At 47.5% G+C, this 25,215-nt stretch carries 21 protein-coding genes and 1 riboswitch; of the genes, 16 read left to right on the top strand and 5 right to left on the bottom strand.

Going from position 1 to position 25,215, the window contains the following annotated elements:
- Positions 1 to 51 precede the first annotated feature (51 nt).
- Complete coding sequence (locus M1E03_RS03925; protein WP_458110686.1) at positions 52 to 936, top strand: alpha/beta fold hydrolase; 885 nt, start codon at positions 52 to 54, stop codon at positions 934 to 936.
- A gap of 88 nt (positions 937 to 1,024) precedes the next feature.
- On the opposite strand, the gene M1E03_RS03930 is transcribed toward M1E03_RS03925, so the two are convergent.
- Together M1E03_RS03930 and M1E03_RS03935 are read right to left on the bottom strand one after the other, a co-directional pair.
- On the bottom strand, positions 1,025 to 1,435 hold the full coding sequence (locus M1E03_RS03930) for a DUF5412 domain-containing protein (protein WP_025809893.1): 411 nt from the start codon (positions 1,433 to 1,435) through the stop codon (positions 1,025 to 1,027).
- A 76-nt stretch (positions 1,436 to 1,511) separates the two neighbouring features.
- Complete coding sequence (locus M1E03_RS03935; protein WP_458110687.1) at positions 1,512 to 2,636, bottom strand: aminotransferase class V-fold PLP-dependent enzyme; 1,125 nt, start codon at positions 2,634 to 2,636, stop codon at positions 1,512 to 1,514.
- Between the two features lie 264 nt (positions 2,637 to 2,900).
- Between M1E03_RS03935 and M1E03_RS03940 the strand changes: the two genes are divergently transcribed.
- Both M1E03_RS03940 and M1E03_RS03945 read left to right on the top strand, forming a co-directional pair.
- On the top strand, positions 2,901 to 3,761 hold the full coding sequence (locus M1E03_RS03940; RefSeq protein ID WP_458110688.1) for an ROK family protein: 861 nt from the start codon (positions 2,901 to 2,903) through the stop codon (positions 3,759 to 3,761).
- 87 nt (positions 3,762 to 3,848) lie between these two features.
- Positions 3,849 to 4,688, top strand: coding sequence for an aldo/keto reductase (locus tag M1E03_RS03945; protein ID WP_020452931.1), 840 nt, complete (start codon positions 3,849 to 3,851; stop codon positions 4,686 to 4,688).
- Between the two features lie 39 nt (positions 4,689 to 4,727).
- On the opposite strand, the gene M1E03_RS03950 is transcribed toward M1E03_RS03945, so the two are convergent.
- The 3 genes from M1E03_RS03950 to M1E03_RS03960 all read right to left on the bottom strand — a co-directional run bounded on the left by M1E03_RS03950 (position 4,728) and on the right by M1E03_RS03960 (position 8,808).
- On the bottom strand, positions 4,728 to 6,179 hold the full coding sequence (locus tag M1E03_RS03950; protein WP_023856264.1) for an MDR family MFS transporter: 1,452 nt from the start codon (positions 6,177 to 6,179) through the stop codon (positions 4,728 to 4,730).
- A gap of 199 nt (positions 6,180 to 6,378) precedes the next feature.
- Positions 6,379 to 8,238 carry an LTA synthase family protein gene (locus tag M1E03_RS03955; RefSeq protein WP_458110689.1) on the bottom strand — a complete coding sequence of 620 codons (1,860 nt, stop codon included), beginning with the start codon at positions 8,236 to 8,238 and terminating at the stop codon, positions 6,379 to 6,381.
- Positions 8,239 to 8,337: 99 nt separating this feature from the next.
- Positions 8,338 to 8,808, bottom strand: coding sequence for a metal-dependent hydrolase (locus M1E03_RS03960; RefSeq protein ID WP_023856262.1), 471 nt, complete (start codon positions 8,806 to 8,808; stop codon positions 8,338 to 8,340).
- A 239-nt stretch (positions 8,809 to 9,047) separates the two neighbouring features.
- Between M1E03_RS03960 and sspJ the strand changes: the two genes are divergently transcribed.
- The 13 genes from sspJ (at position 9,048) to M1E03_RS04025 (ending at position 25,195) form a co-directional block, all read left to right on the top strand.
- Positions 9,048 to 9,188 (top strand): small acid-soluble spore protein SspJ, encoded by a 141-nt coding sequence (gene sspJ, locus M1E03_RS03965; RefSeq protein WP_003185183.1) that lies wholly within the window; start codon positions 9,048 to 9,050, stop codon positions 9,186 to 9,188.
- Positions 9,189 to 9,347: 159 nt separating this feature from the next.
- A riboswitch (Lysine riboswitch) is annotated at positions 9,348 to 9,524 on the top strand.
- Between the two features lie 114 nt (positions 9,525 to 9,638).
- Complete coding sequence (locus tag M1E03_RS03970; RefSeq protein WP_020452927.1) at positions 9,639 to 11,042, top strand: amino acid permease; 1,404 nt, start codon at positions 9,639 to 9,641, stop codon at positions 11,040 to 11,042.
- 156 nt (positions 11,043 to 11,198) lie between these two features.
- The gene (locus tag M1E03_RS03975) at positions 11,199 to 12,263 is read left to right on the top strand and encodes a FecCD family ABC transporter permease (RefSeq protein WP_023856260.1); all 1,065 of its coding nucleotides are present in this window, start codon (positions 11,199 to 11,201) and stop codon (positions 12,261 to 12,263) included.
- Positions 12,263 to 13,276 (top strand): FecCD family ABC transporter permease, encoded by a 1,014-nt coding sequence (locus tag M1E03_RS03980; RefSeq protein ID WP_026580101.1) that lies wholly within the window; start codon positions 12,263 to 12,265, stop codon positions 13,274 to 13,276. Before M1E03_RS03975 ends, M1E03_RS03980 begins: the two co-directional genes overlap by 1 nt.
- A gap of 63 nt (positions 13,277 to 13,339) precedes the next feature.
- On the top strand, positions 13,340 to 14,107 hold the full coding sequence (locus M1E03_RS03985) for an ABC transporter ATP-binding protein (RefSeq protein WP_043054605.1): 768 nt from the start codon (positions 13,340 to 13,342) through the stop codon (positions 14,105 to 14,107).
- 171 nt (positions 14,108 to 14,278) lie between these two features.
- A complete protein-coding gene (locus M1E03_RS03990) occupies positions 14,279 to 15,007 on the top strand; it encodes a response regulator transcription factor (protein WP_020452923.1) in 729 nt (242 codons plus the stop codon).
- Positions 15,004 to 16,761: a sensor histidine kinase gene (locus tag M1E03_RS03995; RefSeq protein ID WP_216919539.1), complete on the top strand. Its 1,758-nt coding sequence runs from the start codon at positions 15,004 to 15,006 to the stop codon at positions 16,759 to 16,761. The genes M1E03_RS03990 and M1E03_RS03995 overlap by 4 nt, the downstream gene beginning before the upstream one ends.
- 173 nt (positions 16,762 to 16,934) lie before the next feature.
- Entirely contained in the window at positions 16,935 to 18,356 is a 1,422-nt protein-coding gene (gene uxaC, locus M1E03_RS04000; protein ID WP_458110690.1) for a glucuronate isomerase, read from the top strand.
- Positions 18,357 to 18,391: 35 nt separating this feature from the next.
- Positions 18,392 to 19,780: a glycoside-pentoside-hexuronide (GPH):cation symporter gene (locus M1E03_RS04005; RefSeq protein WP_079289215.1), complete on the top strand. Its 1,389-nt coding sequence runs from the start codon at positions 18,392 to 18,394 to the stop codon at positions 19,778 to 19,780.
- 80 nt (positions 19,781 to 19,860) lie between these two features.
- The gene (locus M1E03_RS04010) at positions 19,861 to 20,859 is read left to right on the top strand and encodes a LacI family DNA-binding transcriptional regulator (protein ID WP_020452919.1); all 999 of its coding nucleotides are present in this window, start codon (positions 19,861 to 19,863) and stop codon (positions 20,857 to 20,859) included.
- Between the two features lie 58 nt (positions 20,860 to 20,917).
- Positions 20,918 to 22,381: a tagaturonate reductase gene (locus tag M1E03_RS04015; protein ID WP_458110691.1), complete on the top strand. Its 1,464-nt coding sequence runs from the start codon at positions 20,918 to 20,920 to the stop codon at positions 22,379 to 22,381.
- A complete protein-coding gene (locus tag M1E03_RS04020) occupies positions 22,381 to 23,871 on the top strand; it encodes a UxaA family hydrolase (protein ID WP_095292250.1) in 1,491 nt (496 codons plus the stop codon). Before M1E03_RS04015 ends, M1E03_RS04020 begins: the two co-directional genes overlap by 1 nt.
- A 13-nt stretch (positions 23,872 to 23,884) precedes the next feature.
- On the top strand, positions 23,885 to 25,195 hold the full coding sequence (locus M1E03_RS04025; RefSeq protein ID WP_023856253.1) for a glycoside hydrolase family 28 protein: 1,311 nt from the start codon (positions 23,885 to 23,887) through the stop codon (positions 25,193 to 25,195).
- Positions 25,196 to 25,215: the final 20 nt, after the last annotated feature.

Consider the following 25,215-nt stretch of genomic DNA (forward strand, 5'->3'; position numbering starts at 1 on the left):
CACGAAACGGCATATTCATTTGAAGAGGATTTATTGGGAGGGAAATATTTCATGTCAAACCATTCACCGATTACCCCTGATTTAAGTGACAGCGGCATTCGCTATTTTCGGGCTTATAAGGAAAGCCTTGGTCTTTGGCCAGTTCATTACAAAACTTTCTACGTATCTACCCGTTTCGGCCAAACGCATATTATTGCAAGCGGACCTGAAGATGCCCCGCCGCTTGTATTGCTTCACGGCGCATTATTCAGTTCCACTATGTGGTACCCCAATATCGAGGATTGGAGCAGCAAATACCGAACATACGCAATTGATATCATAGGTGATAAGAACAAAAGCATCCCTGCAGATTTGTGCGGTACGAGGGCGGGTTACGCTGATTGGCTTCTCGAAGTGTTCGACGCTTTGGGGATAGAGAAGTCGCACATGGTTGGTCTTTCGCTTGGCGGGCTTCATACGATGAATTTCGCTTTACGTGCGCCAGAGAGAGTAGAGAGCGCAGCGATCCTTAGTCCCGCGGAAACATTTTTGCCGTTTCATCACGATTTTTATCAATACGCTCTTAGCCTCACAGAGCCTGATGGAGTAGAGAATTTCTTAAATTGGATGATGACAGATCGTAATGTGTTACACCCGGTTTTTGCAGAGCAGTTTCATGCAGGCGTAATGTGGCAGGATGGATTAAGACAGCCAAGGCCTAACGCTGACGGATTTCCGTATGTTTTCACTGACGACGAATTAAAATCAGTAAAAGTCCCTATTCTATTATTGCTGGGTGAACATGAAGTCATCTATGACCCGCAATCAGCCTTACACCGCGCCTCAACATTAGTTTCAGGTATTGAAGCGGAAATCATAAAACAGGCAGGTCACGTTTTATCAATGGAACAGCCTCAATACGTAAATGAACGTATATTACGTTTTTTCAGTAAATAAACCACAGTTTTGTTGTCCATTTCATGGAGATGCAGCGGCTTATACGAGCGGTCATACAAACTTTTTTCAAAGGCTGAGAGTGACGCTGTCACTCTCTTCTTCCATCATATATATCAGTTCTGACATCCAGCACGTTGTTGTTGATGGACACATGGTATTTGTCCTGCCATTCGATTTTGACATGTTCTTCTTCGTATCCCCAATAGATGTTTTTTCGTTCACCGGTGGCAACCGTTGTCAATTCCCCTCTGACGGAAGGGGAGTTCGTTCCCCCGCCTTTATTCACGCTATACAAATTCAGGTTGTATGCTTGATTCGGCGAAGCGGAAGACTGAATCCAATTTCCTTTCGGCAGATGATTCATCGAGTAAAAATGCGTATACACGATATATCCGATGGTAATGCCTGACGCAAGCAAAACAGCCAAAATAGCAAACAAGACGCTTCGGCACGGTGACTTCCTCTGCTTTTCTATTTCTCCGTCAATATAAAGCTCCAATTTGTCTCATTCCTTGATGAAAATTGTTTTTTATAGTTTAAGGAAAAAATCGTATTCTGCCTATTTTGAAGCAGGGTTAACCAAAGAGCGCCGCCATCTCATCCATCACAAACCCGATTTCCTCCTTTGTATTGTAAAAATGCGGGGCTATTCTGATGACGTTGTTTCGCGCTGAGACGATGATATGCTTTTCACGCAAGAGAGCTTCCATACGGCCAGCCTCTTCGGCATACACCGAGATCAGGCTTGTTCTGTTATGTACGGTCTCGGGGCCTATGATCTTCAGGCCTTTTTCCGCCCCGTATTGCAAAGAGAATGCCGCGAGCTCCCGCAGGTAGTGCTCGATCCTGTCGGGCTCTGCTTCAAGCAGCAGCCTCAGTGCCGCGTCTGCCGCGTAAATGCTGATAAATGACGGTGTCCCCGACTCGAAGCGTTTCGCACCTTCCGCAAAGCATGAATCTAAGGCAAATGGTTTGTTCCTGCCGAACCAGCCGGCCGTCTTCGGCTCAAATTGTCCGCAAAGTTCGCGTTTCATATACAAAAAAGCCGTTCCGGGAATGCCGAGCATGTACTTGCGCGTCCCCGCCGCAAGGATGTCGATATCCATGTCTTTGACATGAATCGGAATGTGTCCGGCGGTTTGATAGGCGTCGACAAATAAAAGCGATCCTTTTTGATGAACAATCTCGGCAATCTGTTTTACATCTTGTTTAAACCCGTTCCGATAGCCGGCATGGGGTACACAAGTCAAGAGCGTCTGATCGGTAACGTCTTTTTCGTATTGTTCCAAGTCAATCATCCCGTCTTCGCTCTGAATGATGATGAGGTGATCTTTGAAGGGGTCTTGCGCAAGCCAAATTTGGCCGACGGCAGGAAAATCGATATCCGTGAAGGCGATCTGCCTTCGGTGTGGTGGCTGCGGCAATGAAGCAGCGACAGCCGCCACTGCGTCAGATACTGACGGCAAAACGGCTATCTCTTCTTTTTCGGCACCGATCAGCCTGGCGAATTTTTCCTTGGCTTCATCCATCTTGTCGAGATGCGCTTTCCAGTCTGCACCGGCTGTTAAAAGGCCGTTCTGATACTCATCAACCGCTTTGGCAACAGGCAGAGCCAACGCGCTGCCGGAGCATGCGGCAAGGTGAACATGACCAGACAATATCGGAAATAAAGAACGGTAAGTGTGGAATGGATGCTTCATGATATCCCTCCTCATTAAAGCTTCGAGCGGGCCTGAAAAAATCCTCTTTTTCACAGTTGAAATTAAGCGGGCAGAAGCCTCTTTAAGCGAAAGAACAACCGCTGCAGCTGTTTGAAAACTGTCACATTTTCGGGAAGCTTTCTTCCGTCAGCATCAAAAGCTCCCATGCTCTGGTGAATCATTGTTCAGTGCGATTGCTTTCTTTCATCGTCTGATTTATGATTCAATTAAAGCAATTCAAACAGATGAAAAGGAGCCGAGAGGATGAAACATTACGGTGCAATAGAAGCAGGAGGCACAAAGTTTGTTTGTGCAGTTGGAACAGAAAAGGGAGAAATCATTGACAGGCTTACGCTCCCGACGGAGACTCCTGAAGAGACTATTGGAAAACTGACTGATTTCTTCAGCAAGTATCAGCTCACATCAATGGGAGTGGGCTCTTTTGGACCTATATCCGTTGCAAAAGATAAAGAGGATTACGGATACATAACCAATACGCCGAAATTAGCCTGGAAGGAGTACCCGTTTATTCCCGAGTTGAAAAAAAGGCTCGGCATACCGGTTTCGTTTACGACTGATGTAAACGCTGCCGCGCTTGGCGAACTGACAAAAGGAGCGGCGCAAGGCTTGGAAAGCTGCTTGTATATTACAGTCGGTACAGGAATCGGAGCAGGAGCGATTGTCGGCGGCCGGCTCGTGCAGAGCACGCTCCATCCTGAAATGGGTCACCTTCTCATTAGACGGCATCCGCACGATACGTTTGAAGGAATCTGTCCGTATCACAAGGACTGCCTTGAAGGAATGGCATCGGGTCCGGCGCTTGAAAAGCGCTGGGGGAAAAAGGGCAATGATTTGGCTGAAAACGAGGAAGTTTGGGAGATTGAAGCCGACTACTTAGCGCAGGCTCTCATGCAATATATCTTGATCCTGTGCCCTGAAAAAATCATCATGGGCGGCGGTGTCATGAAGCAGCAGCAGCTGTTCCCGCTGATTCGCAAAAAGCTTGCCGAATATATGAACGGATATGTTGACCTGCCTGATCTTGAAGGATACATCGTGCCGCCGGGTCTCGGCGACGATCAGGGAATCACTGGTGCGCTCGTTTTGGCTTATGAAGCCGGTTGAGCAAGTTGTTTTGTAAAATCCACCCAGTGTGAGATAATAACAGCGGTGCGTTTAAAAGCATGAAAAAAAGAAAGGTGGTCGTTCAAAATGGTAAGCAGTTTAAAGGATACTGTGACATTACATAACGGTGTGAAAATGCCATGGTTCGGACTTGGAGTTTTCAAAGTGGAAGAAGGCAGCCAAGTTGTAGAATCTGTGAAAGCAGCCATTAAAAACGGATACCGGAGCATTGACACAGCCGCTATCTATCAAAACGAAGAAGGCGTCGGCAAAGGGATTAAAGAAGCAGGCGTTCCCCGCGAAGAGCTTTTCATCACGTCAAAGGTTTGGAACAGCGATCAGGGATATGAAAAAACATTGGCGGCTTTTGATGAAACCCTTCGAAAACTCGGTCTTGACTACCTTGATTTATATTTGATTCATTGGCCTGGAAAAGACAAATATAAAGATACGTGGCGCGCGCTTGAAAAGCTGTACAAAGACGGCAGAGTAAAAGCGATCGGCGTCAGCAACTTCAATGTGCACCATTTGGAAAGCTTATTGGAAGATGCGGAAATTAAACCGATGGTCAATCAGGTTGAGTTCCATCCGCGGCTGACTCAGGCTGAGCTCAGGGACTACTGCAAAAAGCAGGGCATTCAGGTGGAAGCATGGTCTCCGCTCATGCAGGGAAAACTCCTCGATGATCAAGTGCTGACTGACATCGCTAAAAAATACAACAAATCCGTCGCTCAAGTCATCCTGCGCTGGGATTTGCAAAATGAAGTCATTACCATTCCGAAGTCAATCAAAGAACACCGCATTATTGAAAATGCCGACATATTTGACTTTGAATTAACAGCGGAAGATATCGAAAAAATCAACGCTCTTAACAAAGATGAGCGCGTCGGTCCCGATCCTGACACAATGGTTCACGGATTCGAATAAGCATAAGAAAATCCCGGGTTCATAAAAACCCGGGATTTATTATTTTTCATGAATGGCCAAGCGGCCTTTCGCTTGTTTCCTTCTGCTGCCGTCGAGCCGTCCGCGGCGGTGCTGCTTAATAAAGAATGAGAGAACCAATCCGATTCCCGACAATGCGGCCGCGGTCATAAACGCCAGATTGACGCCGTGAATCATCGCTGTATCCGAAGACGGACCGGCAGGATCGGCCAGCGCACGCTGTGTCATGATGGTGATGAGAACAGCCGTCCCGATCGATCCGGACATCTGTCTCATCGTATTGTTCATGGCCGTTCCGTGAGGAATCAAATGGCGCGGGAGCTGGTTCAAGCCGGCTGTTGTAACAGGCATGAGCACCATCCCCATGCCGACCATCCGAATCGCATAGACGACAGACAAATACGCAAAAGGCGTCGTCTTTGTCAGATGGGTCAAGAGCAATGTGGTCACGAAGATCGCCGTCAAACCGGTGATGCTCAAGATCCGCGCGCCGATTTTGTCAAAAATTCTTCCGGTAATCGGAGACATCAGCCCCATCACGACAGCTCCCGGAAACAGCATCATTCCCGATTCCATCGCCGTGAAATGGCGCATATCCTGCATATACATCGGCACGATCGTCGCCGCTCCGATCATCGACATAAAGACTACCATCCCGATAATCGTCGCAAGTGTAAACATCGGATATTTAAATACCCTGAATTCCAAAATCGGTTCTTCCAAATGGAGCTGCCTCCAAATGAACCAAAACAGCGTAACGCTGCCGACCGCGAAGCCAGCCAGCACGTCCGCACCCGTCCAGCCCGCAACACCGGCGCTGCTGAAGGCGTACAAAATGCCGCCGAAGCCAAGTGAAGACAAGATGATGGAAGTAACATCCATCTTAGGTGACGTCTGTTCGGTGACATTTTTTAAAATAAAGTGTGCGGCAATCATGTCGATAACGGCAAACGGAAGCAACAGATAAAACAATACTTCCCAAGGGTAGCGGTCGACGATCCAGCCTGACAGGGTCGGTCCGACAGCGGGAGCGAAGGCAATCACAAGCCCGACCATTCCCATCGCTGATCCACGCTTTTCTTTTGGGAAAATCAATAAAAGCACCGTCTGCATCAATGGCATCATAATGCCCGCGCCGGCCGCCTGGACGACGCGTCCTGCAATCAGCGCCGGAAAGCTGAATGACAAGGCGCAGATCAGAGTCCCAGCCGTAAATAAAGACATTGCCGCCATGAACAGCTTTCTCGTCGTGAATTTTTCAATTAAAAAAGCCGTAACTGGAATCATGATCCCATTCACGAGCATAAAAACGGTCGTCAGCCATTGGGCAAGCCCCGGCGTAATGTTTAAGTCCCTCATGATCGGAGGCAAAGCGGTCGTCAATAGCGTCTGATTCAAAATGGCGATAAAAGTCCCCATAATCAAGACGGCAACAATCGGCAATTGATTTGTCTTATGCTGTGTTTCACTCATATTAAAACCTTCTTATTTATCATTTTTTATAACACTTTATGAAATAATCGGTACTCGAAATAACTTCTCTTTTTATTTAGGGTAACGAAGGAACTGCAAAACCGCAAGTTCATTTTTAACATTCGGTATATAATACCCAGCTGTCCCTCAATTTAAACAGCCCCTTTAAGCCGGGGGAATCCGGCTTAAAGGGGACGGATTATTTTTTATAAAATCTCAGCAAATCACCGTTAATAATCTTATCGGAAAGGGAAAGCTCTTGATTCGCCTTCTCTATGAGCGGACCGCATTTGTCCTCACTGTCGTTGATCATGTCCCCGGTTTTTTTGCTGTAGCACGTATTTTTCGTGTAGATATAATCATCTGTTATAAAGCTGCCGTTTCTTAACACAGCGAAAGGCATTCTTTCGTTCGAAAACAGGTCATTACCGAATTGAATCATGCCTTTTGTATCAATTCCGAGCAAATGGAGCAATGTCGGTTTGACATCAATTTGGCCGCCTGTTTCAGATATCGTTTTCGGGTCTTGATCCGTTACCCCCGGAATGTGGATAACCAGCGGCACACGCTGCAGCTGAACGGTATCGTAAGGGGTGATTTCGTCTTTGCCCAAAAATTGAGCCAGCGCATCGTTGTGCGCTTCTGATATGCCGTAGTGATCTCCCATGAAGACGATCACGGAATTGTCGTAAAGGCCGTTTTTCTTCAGTTTTGCAATGAAATGCTTCAATGATTCGTCTTCATAGCGTACCGTCGTGACATACCGATTTAAAATCTCACTGTCCGAGTCGTATTCATCGATCAGCTTATCCTTATCATCAATTTGGAACGGAAAGTGGTTCGTCAATGTGATCAGGTTGCTGTAAAAGGGCTGCGGCAAGTCTTTCATCAAGTCGGCCGATTGCGTTAAAAACTCCTTATCCTTCAGCCCCCAGCCCGTTGAATTTTCAGGTGTCACATGAAAATGGGAGACGTCATAAAAGCTGTCGATGCCAAGGGCTTTGTACATGACGTCCCTGTTCCAGAATTTTTTATGGTTGGCGTGGAAAACCGATGTTCTGTAATCGTGGTTCGCCAGTGTTTTATACATCGAATTGTACGCATTTTCGCTCTTCGTAAAAAACACCGAACCGCTCAGAGACGGATAGAGCGAATTGGCGACAATGAATTCCGAATCGGACGTTTTTCCCTGTTCGGTCTGCTGATAAAAATGGTCGAAATAATAGCTTTTTTGAATGAATTTGTTTAAGAACGGTGTGATTTCCTGGCCGTTCACCTTTTCATTAATGACAAATGTCTGAGTGGATTCAAGCGTTACAAAGATGACGTTTCGTCCTTCGGCAAGCCCGAACATATCTTGGTTCGGTTTGCTGTAGTCAGCGTTTGTGTAGTTCTCAATCGTTGCCAGGCTGTTTTCATCAGCGACCGCTTTTTGTGTCAAATTAAAAGTCTGTGAAATGCCGTCCAACAGATGAAACTGATATAAGCCGATGTTTTTTACAAGCACTTCCCTGTCGTAGGAGTAGCTTAAAAACTTCGGCTGATCCAGCTCCGACAGGGCGAGATTAAACAGTACCGTGCCGGCGGCTGCCGCGTAGTAGATCTTAACGGATTTAGCGGAAAGCTTTTTGCCGGTTCTTGTGCGCGTTTTTGCCAGCCAGACCAAAAGAGCCAAATCCAGAAAAAGCGCGATGAAAACCGGATTGAACAGCTCCTGAAAACTGCTCCCAAGCCCCCCGAGATTTTTTGCCTGGAACAGGACGGGAACAGTGATGAAATCGATGTAGAAACCATAGAAAATACTGTTTGCAATCAAGATGCCCGTCAGGACGACATTAGCCCCGATTAAATAGAGGCGCTGCGTTTTTTCGCGAAAAAAGAGGCTGATGCCGAGTACAGGGATGAGAAAGCTAAGCGGGTTGATAAACAGGATCAATTCCTGAAGTGCGTTGTCGATTTGTAAATTAAAGCCCAGCTTGTAGATGAAGTACGTTTTCATCCACATAAAAAATATGGATAGGCATAAAAACCACTGCTTTTTAAAAAATTGTTCTTTCATATAAATAGCTCCTCACATATAATCCCCGCAGGTAAACAACACCAAGATAAAACGACTGAACAAAGCATAATACAGCAATCGGTCAAACCGTCCCTTTCGTCAGGCGATCAAGTTCGCAATAAAATAGCACGAAACAACGGTGAGCACAGTCAGAACGCCTTGTTCCGCCTTCCCGCCGGTTTTAATATAAAGGGGCAGCCGAACCTTAATGGCGGACGGAAAGAAAAGTTTGATGCCGTTTACAGTCCCGGCATCAAGGAGCAGATGGCTCGCCATTCCGGCCATTAATCCGACAAATATGCTCTGATCTGTAAAATATAAATGTGCCGCAAATGCCGTGATGAGCAAAAAGAGCAGGCTGTGTGTAAACGTCCTGTGCCCGAAGACAGAACTGACCACTGCTGATAAAATCGGTAGCCTTCTGCCGATCTTGCTCTTTGTATGGCAAATATCCGGAATCAATGCTCCGATAACGCCCGAAGCTGTCATGAACACTGGATCATATCCGTAAAAATAAGCAGCAGCCGTGCAAGAAGCGACCCCTCCCATGATGTGTGTTTTTCCTGTCATATCGCTTCTCCTTTAAGACCTATAACAATTTCCTAATGAAAACTATATCAAGAGTTCTGGCGGCCTTCAAGACAGATGGTGGCAACTTGTCAGGCAAAAAACGCATTTTCCTGAGGCAATCAGCATGTTTACATCTAGAATATGGTGTTTTCAGTTAAAAAACACATTCAAGGTTCTGCATAATTTTAAAGTGATAAGCCAAATTAAAATTGTACCACATTTTTAAAGAGGTGATTCATTTGGGTATTTTCTTCAATAAAGATAGAGGAAATAAGGAAAAGGACCAAAACGCCGTTCGGGGGGCGCTTGAAGATGCAGGACAAGCGCTGAAAGGAGACCCTTTGCAAGAGGCGGTCAACAAAAAGAAAAACAACCGATAAATGACAGATGGAAGCGCCGTCTTCCATTCTGCAGAAGGCTGCCGAAACAGGCGGCCTTTTGGCGCGGCTGTCCGTTTTTCCATCACTTCCCTTTGACAGATTAAAATTTCTCTGGTAACCTCTTTTCAGAATATGTGATAAATCCTCACTCTTAACTCTTAGTGAGGTAGAGGTTGCGCGGATGATGAGTCGCATGTGTGAGGCTGATGGGGCCGATGATCATATGCAAAAGGCATCAGCGCCGAAGCATAAGGAAGCCATTCATTCTTTATGCTGGGTCTGCATTGAATAAGTGCAGGACTGCCGCGGGTTTTCCCGCGGAGGGCTATCCGGAGATCAAGAGTGTATGTTTAACCAAAGCATGGACTTTTGTTCATGCTTTTTTTATTTTGAATGATCTCACGGTCTGGTCCGGCATATTTTTTATAAAATGCTCGGAGGTTATATCTTATGGAACAGACAAAAAAATGGGGCTTCTGGCTTCTTACCGCTTTTGTTGTCGGCAATATGGTCGGCTCAGGGATTTTTATGCTCCCCAGCACACTCGCCCAGACGGCAAGCCCGTTCGGCGTAACGGCGGCATGGCTGGTGACGGGTGCGGGGGTGCTGATGATCGCCCTTGTATTCGGTCATTTATCCATTCGCCGCCCGGATCTTAAAGCAGGTCCGCAAAGCTATGCAAGAGCTTTATTCTCAGACCCTAAAAAAGGGAATGCGGCAGGTTTTACAATGGTATGGGGGTATTGGGTGGCAAGCTGGATCAGCAACGTGGCCATTATTACAAGCCTTGCAGGCTATTTGACGACTTTCCTGCCGATCTTAACTGACGGACGCGAGCTGATTGAACTCGGCGGCCACCCCGTTACACTCGGCCAGCTCTTGACATTTATCGTATGTACAATCTTGTTATGGGGGACGCATTTCATCTTAGTCTCCAGCATAAATGGAGCGGGCAAACTGAACTTTTTAGCAACTTTTTCAAAAGTGCTTGGGTTTGTCCTGTTTATTGTTGCAGGTTTGTTCGTTTTTCAGACGGCTTTATTCGAATCATTTTATTTTCCAATCGAATCAGAAGGCAAAAGTATTGGGCTGGGCGGACAGGTTCACAATGCGGCGATTTCAACGCTGTGGGCGTTTGTCGGCATCGAGTCTGCGGTAATCTTATCAGGGCGCGCATCATCCCAGCGCGATGTCAAACGCGCGACGATTACCGGACTGTTAATTGCGCTCGGCATTTATATGGTCATCACTTTAATAACGATGGGCGTCATCCCGCACGATCAGCTCCAGGCATCGGATAAACCGTTCGTTGATGTGCTGCACGTGATCATCGGCAGCTTTGGCAGTGTAATTATGGCGGTCTTGGCAATCGTTTCTTTGTTTGGATCGATGCTCGGCTGGATTTTAATCGGCGCAGAGGTTCCGTATCAGGCGGCAAAGGCCGGTGATTTTCCTGCTTTCTTTGCGAAAACGAACAAAAAGGGAAGCCCGGTTAATTCATTGATCGTCACAAACGTGATGTCGCAGATCTTTATTTTCTCAACGGTTTCGGGAACGATCAGCGAGGCCTTTACGTTTTTAACAACGTCGGCGACGCTCGCTTACCTTGTGCCTTATCTTGTAGCGGCTGTTTTCAGCTTGAAGCTCATCCTCAAAGGGGAGACATACGGTGAACTGAAAGGTTCAAGAACAGGGGACGGCATCATCGCTTTGGCTGCTCTGGTGTATTCTTTATGGGTCATCGTTTCAGGTACGTCTGACTTAACCACCTTTATCTTGGGAATCGGGCTGTTTTTCGTCGGTCTTGCGATCTACCCGTTCGTCTACAAAAAGTTCAAAAATAATCAAGTGTGATAAAGTTCTTTGCCAGCCGGGTCTTTTAGCAGAAGATCGGCTGGCTTTTTGATTCCCGCCGAAATTTTTGATTAAAATTTCCGCTTAGGCCTGTTATACTATAAAATGAAAATGATAATCGTTATCGGTTAAAAAGATCGAAAGGAATGGCATCGAGTGAGCTCTTGCAAAAACATACATCGTATCAACAGCGCGGATGGCCCTGATGAAGAACAGAAACCGATCAGCCGTCCGCTCGGAGCTGTTTTTGTCCTGGCCGGCGGAATCATGCTGCTGCTGTTTGGCGCCGCATTATCGATTGCGCTCGGTGCGGCTGATATAAAGCTTGGAACGGTTTGGGACGCCATTTTTCATTTTGATGCGAAAAATACGGCCCATCAAATTATTCAGGAACTCAGACTGCCAAGGACGGTAAGTGCGGCTCTTGTGGGCGCCTGCTTGGCGGTTTCCGGAGCCGTGATGCAGGGGATGACGAGAAACCCTCTCGCATCGCCGGAAATTATGAGCGTCACGCACGGGTCAGCTTTCGCAATTGCTGTCGCGTTTGCTTTTTTTCCGGGAACCTCATCGGTCGGGCTGATGATCTGGTCGTTTGCCGGCGCGGGTCTTGGAGCGGGACTCGTTTTTGCGATCGGAATGTTTTCAAAAGGCGGTCTTACGCCTGTAAAGCTGGCATTGGCCGGTACGGCTGTCGGCACATTTCTGAGCGCTCTTTCTACGAGCATTGCGATCCATTTTGATGTGGCGCGCGACGTCAGTTTTTGGTATGCCGGAGGTGTCGCTGGCACGAAATGGCTCAGCATTCAGTTGTTGGTTCCGGCGGCAGCGCTCGGTTTGGCCGTCGTTTTTGTCATCGCCCGTTCCATTACGGTTCTAAGCTTGGGAGAGGAGCTGGCGAAAGGGCTCGGGCAATATACGAAGACGGTGAAAGCGATCGGAATCGTGTCGGTTGTTCTGCTGACGGGTGCCGCTGTGTCCGTTGCCGGGGCAATCGGTTTTATCGGATTGATCATTCCGCATATTACCCGCTTTCTGGTCGGGGTTGATTACCGCTGGATCATTCCATGCTCAGCGGTGCTTGGCGCCGTCCTGCTGATCTATGCGGATATTGCGGCAAGGCTGGTCAATCCGCCGTTCGAAACACCTGTCGGAGCAGTCACGGCGCTTGTCGGCGTACCATTCTTTCTCTATCTGGCCCGCAGGGAAAGGAGTGGACTGTAATGCTCAAGAAAAACAGCAGACGGGCGGCTGCGGTGATGCTCGTCATGGCCGTGCTGACGGTCGCCGTGTTTTTACTAAGCATGAACATGGGAGAAATCCGCATCGCCCCGCTTGATACATTGAAAACACTGTTCGGTTTCGGAACGCCGCAGGATGAACTTGTATTATTTGAATTCCGTTTGCCGCGCATGGTCCTCGCCATGCTGATCGGTGCGGGAGTTGCTGTCTCCGGAGCCGTCTGGCAGGGGATATCGCGGAATGACCTAGCCGATCCGGGGATATTGGGCATCAATACGGGAGCAGGTTTTGCCGTTGTGCTGTTCATCTTTTATTTTCAGGGGGATGTTGGAAATCTGCAAAAAGGATTCGTTTTTTCCCTGCCGATTTTTGCATTTTTGGGAGCCTGCTTTGCAGTCGTTTCCATCTATTTGCTGGCGTGGAAAAAAGGCTTGAATCCCATTCGCCTCGTTCTGGTCGGCATCGGAGTGAATGCGGCGTTTTCGGCGGCCATCTTAATGCTGCAGCTGAAAATGGACCCGAATGACTTTATGCAGGCGGCTGTTTGGCTGTCAGGAAATATATGGAGTTCAAACTGGAGCTTTGTCTCGGCCGTGCTGCCCTGGATTGTCGTGCTGCTTCCTTTTATTCTCTACAAAGCGCGCTATTTAAACGTGCTGAATCTCGGTGATCAGCTCGCAACAGGGCTTGGAACGGCAGTTGAAAAGGAGCGGCGCATACTGCTTCTGTCGGCAGCCGCGCTGAGCGGCGCGTGTGTAGCGGCTGGAGGGAATATTACGTTTCTCGGTCTTGTGGCTCCGCATATTGCCAGAAGGCTTGTCGGGCCGAAGCATCAGCTTTTAATCCCGGCTTCCGCGTTGACCGGAGCATTGCTCTTTTTGCTGGCGGATTTAATCGGAAGGATGATACTGGCGCCTTCGGAAATTCCCGTAGGGTTAGTCATTGCCGCTTTAGGCGCGCCGTACTTTATCTATTTGCTCATGAAAACAAATTAAAGAAGGGAAGGGTGCAAGGTGTCTCTTTCAACAAACAACCTGGGGATCGGCTACGGAGAACAGATGATAGTCGAAAGCTTAAACCTCCACATACCAAAAGGAAAAGTAACGACCATGATCGGTCCGAACGGGTGCGGCAAGTCAACCATATTAAAAACGATGGCACGCATACAGCGTTCTAGAACGGGCGCCGTTTATTTAAACGGCAAAGCGATCCACCAAATGTCGACGAAAGATATAGCCAAACAGATGGCGATTCTTCCGCAGACCCCTGAGGCGCCAGGCGGTCTGACCGTATATGAGCTCGTTTCTTACGGCCGTTTTCCTCATCAAAAGGGAATGGGCAGGCTCTCGGCCGATGACCGCCGCATGGTTGAATGGTCTCTCGAAGTGACAGGAATGCTGCCTTTTTATGACCGGCCGATCGAAGCCCTTTCCGGGGGACAGCGCCAGCGCGTCTGGATTGCGATGGCTCTTGCCCAGGAAACGGAGCTCTTGCTGCTCGACGAACCGACAACCTATTTGGACTTGGCGCACCAGCTTGAAATTCTGCAACTGCTGGAAAAGCTCAACAAAGAAGAAGGCCGAACGATTTTGATGGTCATTCACGACCTCAACCATGCCGCCCGCTTTGCCCATCACATGGTGGCGCTGAACTCCGGTGCAATTGTCAAAGAGGGCGCTCCACATGAAGTCATGACCTCAGAGGTATTGAAAAAAGTGTTTCAGATTGATGCGGAAATTATTTTAGACCCGCGCACAGGAAAACCGGTGTGCCTGACTTATGATCTATTGAAAAAAGAAGAGGATCAGAGGCTGGCAACCGGCTGACAGACATCAGACGATGTCTGTTTTTTTATTCCATGATTTCGTAAAGTAAAAAATCATTTCTAAAAAAGTTTATTTTTACTTTAAAATCAGAAAACGGGTGCCGATAAAGATATAATAGATGGTAAGATGAGGATATCAAAACATGATATAGACAGAAAGGAAAGAAGGATTTTGGAAAATGCGACAATTTTGATTGTGGATGACGAAGACGCCATTGTTCAAATGGTCAAGCGCGTCCTCACGAAGGAAGGATTTTCAGAAGTGCTGACCGCGAGCAGCGCAGAAGAAGCGCTCGACATCGTGAAAAAGGATACCGTGCACTTAATACTTCTCGATGTCATGATGCCGGGACAGACAGGATTTGATGTATCCCCTGAAATCAGACGGCACACCAACGCCCCGATCTTCTTTTTAACGGCGAAGACATCGGACCTCGATAAACTGTCAGGTTTTGCCTACGGAGCCGATGATTATATTACAAAACCTTTTAATCCTCTGGAGTTAATTGCCAGGATTAAAGCGCATTTAAAAAGAACGTATATACATAAAGAAGTCGCAGCTGCTTCGGTATCTTCAGCCTACGAATATGAACGGTTTACATTTCATCCCGATTTTGCGGAGCTGATCGTGGACGGAGAAACGGTCAGCTGCTCCGCACAGCTTCTCCAGCTTCTGCAATATTTTTGCGATCATCCGAACAGAGTGCTTTCCAAGGACCAAATTTATGAAAAAGTGTGGGGCGTTCCATCTTACGGAGACAGCAACACCGTTATGGTACATATCAGAAAACTGAGGGAGAAAATCGAAAAAGACCCGAGCAGCCCCGAATATATCGTCACGATTCGCGGTCTTGGCTATAAGTTCGTTCCCAATCCTGCAAGAAAAGAGAGCGAAGGATGAAGCTGAGAGGAAAGCTCGTTCTCCATTTTGTCAGCCAGATTTTCCTGATTCTCGGTCTTGTCCTCGCCACTCTGCTGTTATCCTTCATCTTTTTCGCTCTCCGGTTAAGCGAGAGCGAAGCGGATACAGGCTTGGCAAAAGCCACATCAGACACGTTTGAAAGCTGGGTCAGTGTGGATGACAATAATAATTGGCAGATTGAAGATATCTTGAAATCGGCTATCGACAAACAGGGAGGCTGGCTTCAAATATTAGACGGTAAGGAGAAAACCGTTTATTCCTACCGCCTTCCTTCGGAAATTCAGAGGGAGTACCACAGGGAAGACCTCGTATCAGTCTTTGACAAAAAAAGAATCAAAAAATATCAAGTCAACTTCTGGTCTGCCAATTTCAATGGTGAAGACTACGTGATTCTATTCGGATGGGAGTCGAAAAGCGATACGATCCTGTCCTATTTGGAAAAGGAAGAGAAGGATATGGCGGACCTTTCTTCCTATAAAAAAAGCACGCTTGATTTCATTAAGAAAAACAAAGGATCGGTTTATCTGTTCAGCGAAAAAGGGAAAATGTTGAACTCGCTCTATCAGGACATAGATTACAGCCAGGGCATCACTGAGCTGGAACTTTTAAAATACGGATCAAAGCCATGGAACTACGAGCACGAGTTTTCATACAGGCGTTTAAGCGCGACAGAATGGCTGATCGCCGCTACCCCGAACCCGATTTATAATCCGGATCATGAGTTCAACAGGACGATGATCGGGCTCGCTTTAAAAATCGTTCTGCTCGTGATCGGCGTTCTGATCGTATTGATGTCTTCCATGACGATTTGGTATTCTTTTAGATTCGGCATGCCGATCATCCATACGATTAAATGGATCGTCAACCTTTCAAAAGGGCGATTTGAAGAGCCGAGAAATCGGAAAGGCCGCCCGCAAAGCCGGAACAAAAAAGGGAAGCGAAAACAGCCGTACCGGTTGTTCACAGAAGTGTTTGAATCGATGGAGCAGCTGACGGAAACGCTGAAAAAAGACGAACAAAGCCGCAAGAAAATCCAAACGACTCGGGAGGAATGGATCGCGGGGCTCTCCCATGATTTAAAAACGCCGCTCAGCACGATTTACGGCTACAGCATGATGCTGGAGTCTCCAAACTATGAGTGGTCAAAAGAAGAAATCCGTGAAATCGGCCAGGCAATGAAAGAAAAATCGGACTACATGTCACAGCTCATCGAAGACCTGAACTTGACGTACAGGCTGAAAAACGACGCCTTGCCGATTAAACGCCAGACAGTGAGGCTTGTGCCGTTTTTAAAAAGCTTCGTTGAAGAGTTTAAGCGCCATTCGTTTTCGGAAGGGTACAACGTTTCTTTTGAATATACGCAAGAAGATACCGAGTTTGCGATAGACAGAGGCTGGTTCAGAAGAGTCTTGGAAAACCTTCTAGCCAACGCCGTCAAGCATAACAAAAAAGGCACTGACATCAAGGTGATCCTTGAAGAAACCAAGCAATATATTATTCTTAAAATACAAGACAACGGAAGAGGCATGGACTCGGAAACCGTCTCAAATTTATTTAACCGCTACTACAGAGGAACGCATACAAAAGATGCGACAGAAGGAAGCGGTCTCGGCCTTGCGATTTCTTTGGAACTTGTCCACCTTCACGACGGCTGCATCGCCGTTGACAGCCGGACAGGCCGCGGGACGGAAATTACGATGGAATTTAAGAAAAACCCTAAAGCCGCCAAATAAGTGGTATGAAAAAGAAGAAGCCAAAGGTTATTGCCTTTAGGCTTCTTTTATGTTGAGAAAATAATGGAAAAGAAGGCGAGGTTCGTATAAAATAAGATTAAATGTTAACGTTCACATTGTATTGCAAAAAGAAATGTTCACGTTAACATTAAATAAGGAAAGGTGGGGATTTTATGAAGCCGTTTTTGAATGACGATTTTCTTTTAACGAATGAAACGTCGAAAGTGTTGTACCACCAGTATGCTAAAGGGATGCCGATCATCGACTACCACTGCCACTTGAACCCAAAGGAAATTTACGAAAACAAAACGTTTAAAAACCTGACCGAAGTATGGCTGTACGGGGATCATTACAAGTGGAGAGCAATGCGGGCCAATGGAATATCCGAAGAGTTTATTACAGGAGATGCGTCAGACGAAGAGAAATTCAGCGCCTGGGCAAGAACGGTTCCGATGACGATCGGAAACCCGCTTTATCATTGGACCCATTTGGAACTGAGAAGGTTTTTCGGCATCGATGAACGGCTTGATGAAAAGAGCGCGCCGCATATTTGGGAGCGGGTGAACGAACAGTTGACCGGAGAAGGGTTCGGCGCCAGAGACTTGATTGAAAAATCAAACGTTGAAACGGTTGTCACGACAGATGATCCGGCAGACAGTCTTGAATATCATATGAAGCTGAAAGATGAAGACTTTTATGTAAGCGTTTTACCCGGATTTAGGCCAGACAAGGCGCTGGAAATCAATCAAGAAGGCTTTGCCGCCTGGGTGAGCAAGCTTGAAGCAGCAAGCGCTATGAAGATAGGAAATTATGACGATTTTTTGAAAGCGCTTAAAAACAGAATTGACTTTTTCCATGAACTAGGCGGACGGATATCGGATCATGCCATCAATCAAATGATGTACACGGAAACAGATGAAAGCGAAGTGCGTCCGATTTTTGCAAAGGTGATGAACGGAGAAGCCGCATCGCCTGAGGAAGAGTGCAAATTTAAATCCTTTACCCTGCACTATTTGGGAACATGCTATGCGGAGAAGGGCTGGGCGATGCAGCTTCACATTAACGCCCTCCGAAACAACAGCAGCAAAATGTACCGGAAGCTCGGGCCTGATACGGGATATGATGCGATTAATGATCAGGACATCGCAAAGCCTTTGTGCAGCTTTCTCGATTCTCTTGACCGAAAAGACGCGCTGCCAAAAACGATCTTGTATTCTTTAAATCCGCGAGACAACGTCGTGATTTCAAGCCTTTGCGGAAGCTTCCAGGACGGCCGGATACCGGGGAAAATCCAGCATGGCACCGCCTGGTGGTTCAACGATACGAAAGACGGCATGCTCGAACAAATGAAATCGCTCGCCAACATCGGACTATTGAGCCGTTTTATCGGTATGCTGACTGATTCGCGCAGCTTTCTTTCCTACACAAGACATGAATATTTCAGGCGCCTGCTCTGCGATGTCATCGGCACATGGGTTGAAAAAGGAGAAGCGCCGGATGATATCGAGCTTCTGGGACGGATCGTCAAAGGGATCTGCTACGAAAATGCAAAACACTATTTCCAGTTTGAAGTGAAAGATCGTTTGAAAGCTTAGAATCACAAAATGGCTAGCAGAGGAGCTGCTTTTTCATGGAAATATCGACGAACAAACAAACCGAAACAGTCGCCGCTACTCAAGAGAAATTAAGTTTAAAAGAAAAGGTTTCTTACGGTTTTGGAGATTTTGGGAACGGATTTATGTTTGACCTTGGACAGCTCTATCTTTTGAAGTTTTTTACGGATGTTGCCGGTATTCCGGCGGCAGCGGCCGGAGGCATTTTTCTTGTGAGCAAACTTTTTGCCGCTTTTGTCGATCCGATTGTGGGAACATCGATCGACTACAGGAAGAATATCGGGCCGAAAGGCAAATTCAGGCCGTATTTGCTATACGGAAGCTTTGTGCTCGCGATTTTGACGATATTGACCTTCATCTCGCCGAATCTGTCACCGACGGGCAAACTCATATACGCTTATGCGTCATACATGCTTTGGGGCCTCGGCTATTCCTTTGTCAACATCCCTTACGGCTCGCTCGGGGCGGCCATGACGCAAAATTCGGTGGAGCGGACTTCGCTTGCTTCCTTTCGACAGGCCGGCTCGCTGGGCGCCCTGTTTGTGACGAGCATTGTTGTCATTCCGATGATCGTCAGGTTTGACAACCCTGCGGTTGCCTACCCGGTCGTCATGGGGCTGATGTCTTTTCTCGGTGTGTTGTTTTTCTACATTTGCTATAGAAACTGCCAGGAACGGATTGTCGTAAAAGATGAGAAGTACAAACAGGAAAAAGTGACATTCAAAGCAATATCAAAGACGTTTTTTACGAATAAACCGCTCCTTACGCTTATATTCATGACCATTTTTACGATTTCAGCCTATAACCTTAAATCTGCGATGCTGATTTATTTCGCACAGTATAACCTCGGCAACGCCGAACTGATGGCCTACATGAACTTTATCATCATCGGCTCATCCTTTATCGGCGTCATCATGCTGCCGAAGCTCGTGAAGCTGTTCGGGAAAAAGCATACCGCTATTTTGGGGCTCGCGGTTTCCGTCTGTGCGGATCTGATCAATTTTTTCGTACCGGGCAATGTCTTTGTTTTTACGATTCTCGCCAGCATCGCCTTTATCGGCATCAGCATTCCGAACGGTATCACCTGGGCATTTGTATCAGACGCGATCGATTATGGCGAGTGGAGAACAGGGGAACGGAAAGAAGGAACGGTATACTCGCTGTTTAACTTTTCGAGAAAGCTGGCTCAGTCGCTCTCCGGCTTCCTGTCGGGGATCGGTCTCAGCATTATCGGCTATGTGCCGAATGCGACCCAAAAAGCGGGGACGCTGCTCGGCATTAAAGCGATACTCCTTTTGTATCCTGCAGCGGCGCTGACGGCGGCCATTCTCGTTCTCGGCTACCTGTACCGTCTGACAGATCAGAAGCATGCCGAAATGATCGCGGAAATCGAAGCGAGACCATAGCGGAATTTCATTTTCTAAAAAGCGCTTTTGATATGGTAAACTGATGGTAACAACAGCAAGAAAAGGCGGGTAAAAAAACAATGTCAGTAACGATTAAAGATATCGCCAGGCTGGCGAATGTATCGCACACCACAGTATCCAGAGCGCTGAACAATAGTCCGCTGATAAAAGAGAACACGAAAAAGAAAATACTCGACATCGCAGCCGAAATGAATTATAAACCGAATTTTAATGCGAAAAGCCTTGTTACGCAAAAGTCTTTTACGATCGGTCTGTTTTTAACAAGCCTGACAGACGGGACGTCTTCAAGTTTCTTTGCAGACATCCTGCGCGGCGTCAACAAGGTGATCGATGAAAACTATAATATGGTTGTCAGGGGGATTGACGATTATCATGATTTGTCATCCATTCACCGCAACCGCTATGACGGCATGATTTTAATCAGCCAAAGCGAACAGGATCAGGCTTTTATTGAGCACGTCCTCAAACAGAATATTCCGGTCGTCGTGCTGAACAGAAAAATCGAAGGGCACTCCGTCGTCAATATTTTGGCGAATGAACACGAGGGCGCTTTCCTCGCTGCTTCATACTTGATCAAAAACGGCCACAGACGGATCGCCATGGTGCAGGGGAAAGAAAGTTTTAAATCGTCTCAAGAAAGAAAAGGAGGCTTTCTTCGAGCGCTTCGCGACTCAAATCTTGACATGCCCGGCGAATACCTCGTTCAAGGTGATTATACGATGCAAAGCGGCTTTCGTGCGGCTGAAACGCTGCTGAAGCTGAAGAACCCTCCGACAGCCCTGTTTTGCGCCAATGATGATATGGCGATCGGCGCGATGAACGCCCTTTATGCAAACGGGAAACGCTGTCCTGACGATATGTCGATCATCGGCTTTGACGATAGCGGATTTTCGGCGTATACGACACCGTCATTGACGACGGTAAAAAAACCGACGGAAAAAATCAGCATGCTTGGTGCGGAAAGCCTGTTGTCACTGATCGAAAATCCGCAGGCAGAAGGCAGGCAGACGCTCATCGGCACGGAGCTGATCATTCGCAATTCAGTTAAGCATCTATAGCATCATTTTTGATGCGCTGTAAAATGTGAACGTGTGCAAAAATGAGGAGGGAATTGAAATGGAGAGGCTGTCCAAACGGATAAGGTCTAAGCCGAGCCGTCCCGAACGGATTTTGCAAATCGGGGAAGGTAACTTTATGAGGGGGTTTATTGACTGGCAGATTCATAGATTGAATGAAGAAACCGATTTTAACGGTAGCGCCGTCGTTGTGCCTCCGCGCCGCGGCTCAGTAACGGCCTTTCAAGAACAGGATGGGCTTTACACGCTTTATCTTGAAGGCTTCCGGGAAGGACGGGAGGTTCGCGATTCTGCTGTCATTACAACAATCAGCAGAGTCGTCAGCAGCTATGAACACTATGATGAATTTATGAAGCTGGCCGATCTGCCGGATTTGCGCTTTGTCTTTTCAAATACGACAGAGGCCGGCATCATTTATATCGAGGAAGACCGGCTGTCCGACCGTCCGCAGAAGAGCTATCCGGGGAAGCTGACTGCGCTGTTATACAGACGCTACCTGACTTTTCAGGGAAGCAGGGAAAAAGGCCTGGTGATCCTCCCGTGTGAGCTGCTTGAAGATAACGGGAAAAAACTGAAAGACATTGTGCTGCGCTATACGAACGAATGGGCGCTTGAACAGGGGTTCATCGATTGGCTTGAGGAGTCAAATGTGTTTTGCAATACGCTTGTAGACAGGATCGTACCTGGATTCCCGCAAGAAAATGCACACCGGCTTGAAGACGCGGCCGGCTATCGCGATTCTCTGATGGTGACGGCGGAGCCGTATCATTTGTTCGTGATTGAAGGGCCGAAATGGCTTCCAGACGAGCTTCCGCTTCATGAGGCCGGTCTGAATGTCGAGTTTGTCAAAGATGTGACGCCGTACCGGGTGAGAAAAGTGAGAATCTTAAACGGCGCCCATACCGCGATGACGCCGATCGCTTATTTGGCAGGCCTTGAGACGGTTCGTGAAGCGGCTGAAGACGAACTTATCGGATCATTTGTGAAAGAGCTGATTCAGCGTGAAGTGCTCGAGACGATCGATATGCCCGGCAGTGAGCTTGACGCCTATGTGGAAGAGATTCTCGACCGCTTTAAAAACCCGTTTATCCGTCACAAGCTGATCGATATTTCCTTAAATTCCTTTGCAAAATTCAAAGTCAGAAATTTGCCCGTCTTAATGGAATATGCGGAACGAACTGGCAAACTTCCGGCTCGAACCGTATTTGCTTTAAGCGCTTTAATTTATTTTCACCAAGGAAAACGGGAAGATGAGGCCATTCCGCTGTCTGACGACGATGAGGTGCTGGCTTTTCTCAAACGGCTCTGGACAGAAGAGACAGACGTTTCAAACATCGCGTTCCATGTTCTCGGGTTTGAAAAAGTATGGGGGCAAAACCTGAACGACGTTTCCGGGTTGACGGACAAGACGGCTGAATATTTAAGGGACATGAAACAAACGGGAATGAGGAAGGCGCTGAAAAAAATGATGAACAGCCAAATGGCTGAGCTGGGGGACATGTGATGAAAGACTGCTTGATGATCAATCCTCAAGATAATGTCGGCATTGCGTTAAGAGAATTGCAAACCGGTGAAACGGTCACTGCAGGAGAACGGACCATCGTGATCAAGGAAACGATTTTGAAAGGCCATAAGTTTGCTTTAAAAGACATCGCTGAAAATGAAGACGTCATCAAATACGGCTTTCCGATCGGGCACGCCACTGACATGATTCAGACGGGGGAGTGGGTGCATACAAAAAATGTGAAAACGAATTTGGGCGGTGTCGAAGAATACAGCTACAAGCCGAAATTTACGGAAAACCGCTATCAAAAAGAACCGCTCACATTTAAAGGCTTTAAACGAAAAGACGGAAAAACGGGAATCAGAAACGAGCTATGGATCGTACCGACTGTCGGCTGTGTAAATGGCATTGCAGAGCTGATCATCAAAGAATTTAAAGCTGAGGTCGGCTCTATCGTCCCTTTTGAAAGCGTTCACGTATTAAAGCATCAGTACGGCTGTTCACAGCTTGGCGATGATCATATCAACACGAGAACGATTTTGGCGAATGCCGTCAAACACCCGAATGCAGGCGGTGTCCTTGTACTGGGACTTGGCTGTGAAAACAACAGCATCCATGAATTCCGCGAAGCGCTCGGCGATTATGATCACAGCCGGGTCAAGTTCCTGCTTTCTCAAGAAGTATCAGACGAAGTCACGGAAGGCGTCAAACTGTTAAAAGAAATTTATGAGCATGCAAAAGGTGACCGGCGTGAAGATGTTCCGCTTTCTGAACTGAAGATCGGTTTGAAGTGCGGCGGATCTGATGGATTTTCCGGCATTACCGCAAATCCGCTGCTCGGCCGGCTCTCCGATTTTCTGATCGCCCAAGGGGGAACGGCGGTTTTGACAGAAGTGCCTGAAATGTTTGGAGCGGAAACGCTTTTGATGGAGCGGGCTGAAAATGAGGAAGTGTTTCATAAAATCGTCCGCTTAATCAACGATTTTAAACAGTACTTTATCGATCACAGGCAGCCCGTCTATGAAAACCCGTCTCCGGGCAACAAAGCAGGCGGCATTACGACATTGGAGGATAAGTCGCTCGGCTGTACGCAAAAAGCCGGCACTTCAAAGGTGACGGATGTTCTGGAATACGGGGACGTTTTGAAAAAGAACGGGTTGAACCTGCTGAGCGCTCCGGGAAATGACCTTGTTGCTTCATCCGCACTGGCCGCTGCAGGGTGTCAAATCGTTTTATTTACGACAGGGCGGGGCACGCCTTTTGGCACCTTTGTGCCGACGATGAAAATTTCGACAAATACAGCGATTTATGAGGCGAAGCGCCACTGGATCGATTTTAATGCGGGAAGGGTGCTCGAAAACCGGTCAGAAGATGACGTTTTGAAAGAGTTGACAGCATATTTGATCGAAGTCGCGGGCGGCAGGCAGCTGAACAATGAGATAAACGATTTCAGGGAGCTTGCGATATTTAAAACAGGCGTTACATTGTAAAGGGGGCGGTAACGTGAGTCTGCAGAAAATAAAAGACGAGATTCTAAAGACGCTGAAGGTTCCGGTATTTCCTGATCGATCATTTGATGTTACAGCGTTTGGGGCTGACGGAAGCGGAAAAAAGGATGCGACGGGAGCGATACAAAAGGCGATTGATCAAGCCCACAAAGCAGGCGGTGGAAGAGTAGCAGTTCCTGAAGGCGTGTTTCTTTCCGGTGCACTCAGACTGAAAAGCAATGTGGAGCTTCATCTTGCACAAGGAGCGGTGATCAAATTCAGTCAGAACCCGGAAGATTATCTCCCCGTTGTGCTGACGAGGTTCGAAGGCGTCGAGCTCTATAATTATTCACCGCTCATCTATGCTTACGAAGCCGAAAATATTGCAATAACCGGAAAGGGCACGCTTGACGGCCAAGGTGATGACGAACATTGGTGGCCGTGGAAAAGGGGAACGAACGGCCAGTCTTCACAGGAAAAAGACCGAAATGCTTTGTTTGAAATGGCTGAGCGCGGTGTCCCGGTCACTGAGCGGCAGTTTGGAAAAGGGCATTATTTGCGGCCGAACTTCATTCAGCCGTATCGCTGCAAAGATATTTTGATTCAAGGTGTCACCGTTTTGAATTCGCCGATGTGGCAAGTTCATCCCGTGCTTTGCGAGAATGTGACAGTGGACGGAATCAAGGTCATCGGACACGGTCCGAATACCGACGGAGTCAACCCGGAATCGTGCAAAAACGTGGTGATCAAGGGCTGCCATTTTGATAATGGAGATGACTGCATCGCCGTCAAATCGGGAAGAAACGCCGACGGCCGAAGGATCAACATGCCATCGGAGAACATTGTCATTGAACATAACGAAATGAAAGACGGGCATGGAGGGGTCACGATCGGAAGCGAAATTTCCGGCGGCGTGAAGAATGTCATCGCCGAGGGAAACCTCATGGACAGCCCGAACTTGGACAGAGCCCTCCGCATTAAAACGAATTCGGTGCGCGGCGGTGTTCTTGAAAACATCTACTTTCACAAAAATACGGTCAAAAGCTTGAAGCGCGAAGTGATCGCCATCGATATGGAATATGAAGAAGGGGACGCCGGAGATTTCAAGCCCGTCGTCCGCAACATTGATGTTGAGCAGCTGGAAAGCATGGGCGGACAATACGGGATCAGGGTGCTGGCGTACGATCATTCTCCAGTCACCGGTCTGAAAGTGACTGATTCCGAGATCGACGGCGTCGATATTCCGATGGAACTGAAACATGTGAAAGACCCTGTTTTTTCGAATCTGTATATTAACGGAAAACGCTATGATTCACACGAAGTCTAAACAGAGATCCTCTGCAGACA

The sequence above is a fragment of the Bacillus sp. PK6-013 genome (assembly GCF_054161445.1).

Excerpts from the sequence above, each read along its gene's own strand:
- M1E03_RS03940 (WP_458110688.1), top strand. The coding sequence starts at position 2,901 with ATGAAACATTACGGTGCAATAGAAGCAGGAGGCACAAAGTTTGTTTGT.
- M1E03_RS03960 (WP_023856262.1), bottom strand. The coding sequence starts at position 8,808 with ATGACAGGAAAAACACACATCATGGGAGGGGTCGCTTCTTGCACGGCT.
- M1E03_RS03925 (WP_458110686.1), top strand. The coding sequence starts at position 52 with ATGTCAAACCATTCACCGATTACCCCTGATTTAAGTGACAGCGGCATT.
- M1E03_RS03985 (WP_043054605.1), top strand. The coding sequence starts at position 13,340 with ATGATAGTCGAAAGCTTAAACCTCCACATACCAAAAGGAAAAGTAACG.
- M1E03_RS03950 (WP_023856264.1), bottom strand. The coding sequence starts at position 6,179 with ATGAGTGAAACACAGCATAAGACAAATCAATTGCCGATTGTTGCCGTC.
- M1E03_RS03980 (WP_026580101.1), top strand. The coding sequence starts at position 12,263 with ATGCTCAAGAAAAACAGCAGACGGGCGGCTGCGGTGATGCTCGTCATG.
- M1E03_RS03995 (WP_216919539.1), top strand. The coding sequence starts at position 15,004 with ATGAAGCTGAGAGGAAAGCTCGTTCTCCATTTTGTCAGCCAGATTTTC.
- M1E03_RS03970 (WP_020452927.1), top strand. The coding sequence starts at position 9,639 with ATGGAACAGACAAAAAAATGGGGCTTCTGGCTTCTTACCGCTTTTGTT.
- M1E03_RS04010 (WP_020452919.1), top strand. The coding sequence starts at position 19,861 with ATGTCAGTAACGATTAAAGATATCGCCAGGCTGGCGAATGTATCGCAC.
- M1E03_RS03955 (WP_458110689.1), bottom strand. The coding sequence starts at position 8,238 with ATGAAAGAACAATTTTTTAAAAAGCAGTGGTTTTTATGCCTATCCATA.
- M1E03_RS03935 (WP_458110687.1), bottom strand. The coding sequence starts at position 2,636 with ATGAAGCATCCATTCCACACTTACCGTTCTTTATTTCCGATATTGTCT.
- uxaC (WP_458110690.1), top strand. The coding sequence starts at position 16,935 with ATGAAGCCGTTTTTGAATGACGATTTTCTTTTAACGAATGAAACGTCG.
- M1E03_RS03945 (WP_020452931.1), top strand. The coding sequence starts at position 3,849 with ATGGTAAGCAGTTTAAAGGATACTGTGACATTACATAACGGTGTGAAA.
- M1E03_RS04020 (WP_095292250.1), top strand. The coding sequence starts at position 22,381 with ATGAAAGACTGCTTGATGATCAATCCTCAAGATAATGTCGGCATTGCG.
- M1E03_RS04015 (WP_458110691.1), top strand. The coding sequence starts at position 20,918 with ATGGAGAGGCTGTCCAAACGGATAAGGTCTAAGCCGAGCCGTCCCGAA.
- M1E03_RS04005 (WP_079289215.1), top strand. The coding sequence starts at position 18,392 with ATGGAAATATCGACGAACAAACAAACCGAAACAGTCGCCGCTACTCAA.